Annotated in this window: 7 protein-coding genes; 1 reads left to right on the forward strand and 6 read right to left on the reverse strand. The window is 37.6% G+C overall.

The genetic code is table 11. The features are described 5' to 3' along the window. Positions 1–319 precede the first annotated feature (319 nt). Positions 320–460, forward strand: a complete 141-nt coding sequence (locus BAZ21_RS29320; protein WP_176718236.1) for a hypothetical protein — start codon at positions 320–322, stop codon at positions 458–460. 329 nt (positions 461–789) lie between these two features. Here BAZ21_RS29320 and BAZ21_RS27375 read toward each other — a convergent pair whose 3' ends face one another. The 6 genes from BAZ21_RS27375 to BAZ21_RS27400 all read right to left on the reverse strand — a co-directional run. Beyond that, complete coding sequence (locus BAZ21_RS27375; protein ID WP_141695051.1) at positions 790–1,068, reverse strand: hypothetical protein; 279 nt, start codon at positions 1,066–1,068, stop codon at positions 790–792. Further along, entirely contained in the window at positions 1,031–1,441 is a 411-nt protein-coding gene (locus tag BAZ21_RS27380; protein WP_068505940.1) for a hypothetical protein, read from the reverse strand. The genes BAZ21_RS27375 and BAZ21_RS27380 overlap by 38 nt, the downstream gene beginning before the upstream one ends. Beyond that, on the reverse strand, positions 1,438–2,625 hold the full coding sequence (locus BAZ21_RS27385) for a ParM/StbA family protein (RefSeq protein ID WP_068505941.1): 1,188 nt from the start codon (positions 2,623–2,625) through the stop codon (positions 1,438–1,440). The genes BAZ21_RS27380 and BAZ21_RS27385 overlap by 4 nt, the downstream gene beginning before the upstream one ends. Before the next feature lie 261 nt (positions 2,626–2,886). Continuing rightward, positions 2,887–3,648: a hypothetical protein gene (locus tag BAZ21_RS27390; RefSeq protein WP_068505942.1), complete on the reverse strand. Its 762-nt coding sequence runs from the start codon at positions 3,646–3,648 to the stop codon at positions 2,887–2,889. 41 nt (positions 3,649–3,689) lie between these two features. Beyond that, the gene (locus BAZ21_RS27395) at positions 3,690–3,956 is read right to left on the reverse strand and encodes a hypothetical protein (RefSeq protein WP_068505943.1); all 267 of its coding nucleotides are present in this window, start codon (positions 3,954–3,956) and stop codon (positions 3,690–3,692) included. Between the two features lie 5 nt (positions 3,957–3,961). Next, positions 3,962–4,170: hypothetical protein (locus tag BAZ21_RS27400; RefSeq protein WP_068505944.1), on the reverse strand; the 209-nt coding region annotated here is incomplete at its 5' end.

Here is a 4,170-nt window from a genome sequence, read left to right on the forward strand (position 1 = left end):
GCCAACATGCCCCATGTAGTTAAATATAAAATCTATGTAAATCAATAGGTTAACCTAATTAACTGAGTTAACTTATTTTTTTGATTGTGAAGGAGATCCGCGCAGCCGTGCCACAGCGCCCGGCGCTGTGAGTTTATATAGGTTAAAAATAAAACGTTGTTATATCAATAGGTTAACCGAGTTAACTAAGTTAACTAATTTATATTCGTGGACTAAGAAAACTTGACACTTAATATTCACGAGATTATTATTGGACGGAAGTTGGCGGCAATAATGGTGATAACAACGAACGTCAGAAGTTAAAAGGGGAAGATAGAGAATGAGTGAGGAGAATAATGAATATATAGAAAGCAATCTGAAATTACCAAGGGAATGGAATGACGCATTAAGAGCTTTCAAGGAAATTGAAAGTCATCGTCCGAATCCAGAACAAGGAGACGGAGAGGCGATGAATGATTAAAGAATACTAGATCATACCACCCATAGGACAGCCCTGGCCGTCCTTTTTTGCGATTGGCTAACGGATTTAGCCGCTGCCCGGTTGAAGGCATGCCGCAGCGCCCGGCGCTCATGTTGGCCAACATGCCCCATATAGTTAAATATAAAATCTATATAAATCAATAGGTTAACCTAATTAACCTAGTTAACTTACTATTTTTGATTGTGAAGGAGATCCGCGCAGCCGTGCCGCAGCGCCCGGCTGAAGAGCTGGCGTGCGGCCAGCAGCTCATGCGCTTCCTGATCCGAGCGGAAGGAGATCCGCGCACGTGCGGCTGCTCCCGGCGCTCATTACTGGCCAACACGCTCAGGACGGCCCCGGCCGTCCTTTTCGCTATGCCTGGCGCGGCTGCTGCCGAGCAGCACCAGGAGTGTTCCCGGTGTGGCTGCTGCCCGGCTGAAGAGCTGACGTGCGGCCAGCAGCTCATGCACTTCCTGATCGGAGCGCCCGGCGTTCATGCTGACCCCACAACATGTTAACGACAAAAGGAGGGAATGGACATGCTGGCCCATTCCCTCCTTTTGTTGGAGATTACAAATTATTTTTATCAATGAGTTTGTAAATATCATCATTTTTGTCTGAAGGATTTACTGGTTTGCCTTCAGCTATTTCAATAGCATCATTTATGATCGGATCGACGTCTGTTTCATTTATGACTGGTGGTTCTGCATTAACTCCAGCAAGTGCAAGTTTTAATTCGGGCAGGAGGGATCGGAGTTCATCAATAATTGGTTTCTGGTAAAGAGATTTTTGAATGTCTTGATCCGTAATATCTCTGTAACCGAATTGTTCGATCATGTGTCTAACTAAGCTGGTAAGAGAATTTTGAACATTGGACTGTGCGTTAACCCAATCATTTATTTGTTCACTGTCAGAGAGCTTGTTTATACGCCAGGAAACAAGATCACGTTTTTTATCTTTATCGTTTGGTGTTGTACTCAAGATTCAACAACCCCTGGGAAAAATACTTTATTGTGAAGAATATCCAGTCCATCAATGTTCATGTCAACCGCATACTCTTCTGGAATCCATAAAACCATACATTGAGTTGCTTCAGCAAATTCCTGTAATCTTTCATATAAATCTTCTTCAAAGGTAATACTGCCACCCCCAAAAACCATGAAGAAATCTATATCGCCGCCTGTCACTTGGTAGCGTACTTGCACATCTTCCAAGATATTATTTGCTTCGCTATATTGCGCTTCTTTCATAAATTCAGTCGCTAAATCGTAAAGATTATGAGTATCATCCTGTAAAATTTCATCAAATTTTTGTCGGTTAATTTTCAAGTGACCTTTTAGTTTATTTTGAAGCATTTTTGATGCTTCTTCTGCTGCATGTCCGACCCCTCTTTTTGCACCATCGCAATTATCTAAAACGGGATTTACTCCGTGACTATGGATATATTCTGTAGTCCCCGATCCGATATCTACGCCTAAACCCTTTAGAGATAAAAAATCTCTTTGTGTCATGGCAAACCACTTTGGATTTTTTGCATATAGTAATCTGAATTTTCTTAGTATATCTTCTTTGGCTTCTATAAGAGCATATAAAGCCGGTATCCCTTCCTGTGTAATCTTGGCACCTGTGTATTTAATACTAACGCTGACGGTTTGATTTCCTACATGCACTAAAACCAAATGAGTAATTTCTTTACCCGTAGTTCCTGTAAATCTATCTTCAAATTTTTTAGCAATATCAGGGTCGTACTCAGAAGCGGGAATAGCTCCTACAAGCGTACCAATCGCTTCAATTTTTTCGGGCAATTTCTTGTATCTTTTAAAGTGTTTTTTCACAGCGAATGCAGCAGTTAATGAAAGATTCATAATCACAGGAATATCATGATCTGACTTATTTCCTAGTGTAATATTCATATTTTCTGATTTGATTGCATCTAAATTTGCTCGATGGCCTACGCTAAAAATACCACTTCTTCGCAAGCTTTGACTTGTAATGCTTACAGTTAATTCTTCATATAAATTCGCTACATTTTTCTCGTCATCCGTTTCTGTAACGGACGGAAGATCATATATTCTTTTAATTACAGAAGGTGATGTTATCCGTTCCCCATTCACTTTTTGTTTCGTGGTTGAGTTACCGAAATCGCTTGTTACTTTGATTTTCAACGTTCATTCACTCCTTATATAATGGTTTCATTCAAATTCAATTCAAATATCATTCTTTTTTCATTCATAATTCTATTATAACCTAAAAAGAACAATATATCAATTCAATTTGAATGATATTTGAATGATATTTGAATGCAAATATCATAGAATGCCGTCGATTGCAGGTTTTTATTGTCGAAATGAATCCTTTTTGCATTCGATTTGAATGATATTTGAATGCAAAAAGGATTTTGTCGTAAAAAGAGGATGTAAGCACCTTTAACGTGAAAGTTCCAAATCATTATGAGACTTTTCCTGCTTCTTATTAGGCTCTTTTTCTTTTTGATTATTTTTTTGTAAATCCACTTGATTACTTTGGCTTAAACCTTTGTTCAAAGTTCGCTCCATTTCATCATATCTATCAATCATTTCACGGTACTTCTGTGGGTTTTTTTGAACGCTATTAATTGCGGAACGAAGCGTTTTTACTTGAGAAGATTCAATTCGATTTTCAATTATTTTTTGGAATTTTTCTAACTTTTCAATATGAACTTTATAGAACCTTGGGTTCTTTTCAAGTTTGCTTTTTAACGCTTCAATTTTCGTCATAGTTTCCGCTAATTTAAGAACATACCTACGTGGTTCGCGTTTTAAAGTATCAATTGCAATCGTGATTTCTTTTTTCTGTGCTTTATTGATACTGGTGTTTAATTTTCCTTCCAGCTTGTCCAGTTTTTCTAATTCGTGTTTATTCTTTTCTGGATCTTTAGACAACCGATTTCTCAATCCATCTAAATTGTGTCTAGCTGCTAATAAGCTCTTCAATGAGTTAGGATTATCTTTTTCAATCTCATTTTTTTTAGGGAGAGTTTGAGATTCATTCTCTTCCAGATCGGGACGAATAGGGACAACTTTCCGAGCTTGATCCTGGCTATTCTGACTAAACGTAGATTCGTGTTGAAGTGATGAGCTTTTTCGTTTCGCTGCTAACTCTTCAATAATTTCAATGACCTGATTATTCACATGATCCCTTGCATCCATATTCTAATTGCCTCCTTTTAGAATCGTGTAGGAAATTATAATTATTCCTCCTTATCTTTGAACTTATCAGGCTTATTTTTTGCGATAAAGTCCGAAAAAATTTTAAATAATTCCTCTCTTTGTTCAATGGATAGATGATGAATACCAAAATATTTTTCTGCTAATGCTCCTGTTTGGATTAGCTGATTAGCTCTTTTTTTTCGTTCTTTTTCCGAATGAAACCTAACCAAATTTTTCTTTCTTTCTTCAAGTTGATTGATTCTTTTTTCAATGTCTGATATAGGCGTTTTTTTATCACCTTCACTCATGAAATCTAAGAACCTGATGGAGTATGGTTTGTTGGAGTTTGCGAATTATTACCATCACTTTTTTCGGAAACATTTGATGAAGCTTTAGCTTCATCTTTAAACTTATCAATCATTTTTTTTGCTTGTTCAATGTCTTCTACTTCCCATGAGTTCATCAAGTATTCGCCTATCTCTGCTTGTGCCTTCTCGACTAGCTGCTTTTGCTTTTCACGTA

Source organism: Paenibacillus kribbensis (genome assembly GCF_001705305.1).
Taxonomy (GTDB): domain Bacteria; phylum Bacillota; class Bacilli; order Paenibacillales; family Paenibacillaceae; genus Paenibacillus; species Paenibacillus kribbensis_B.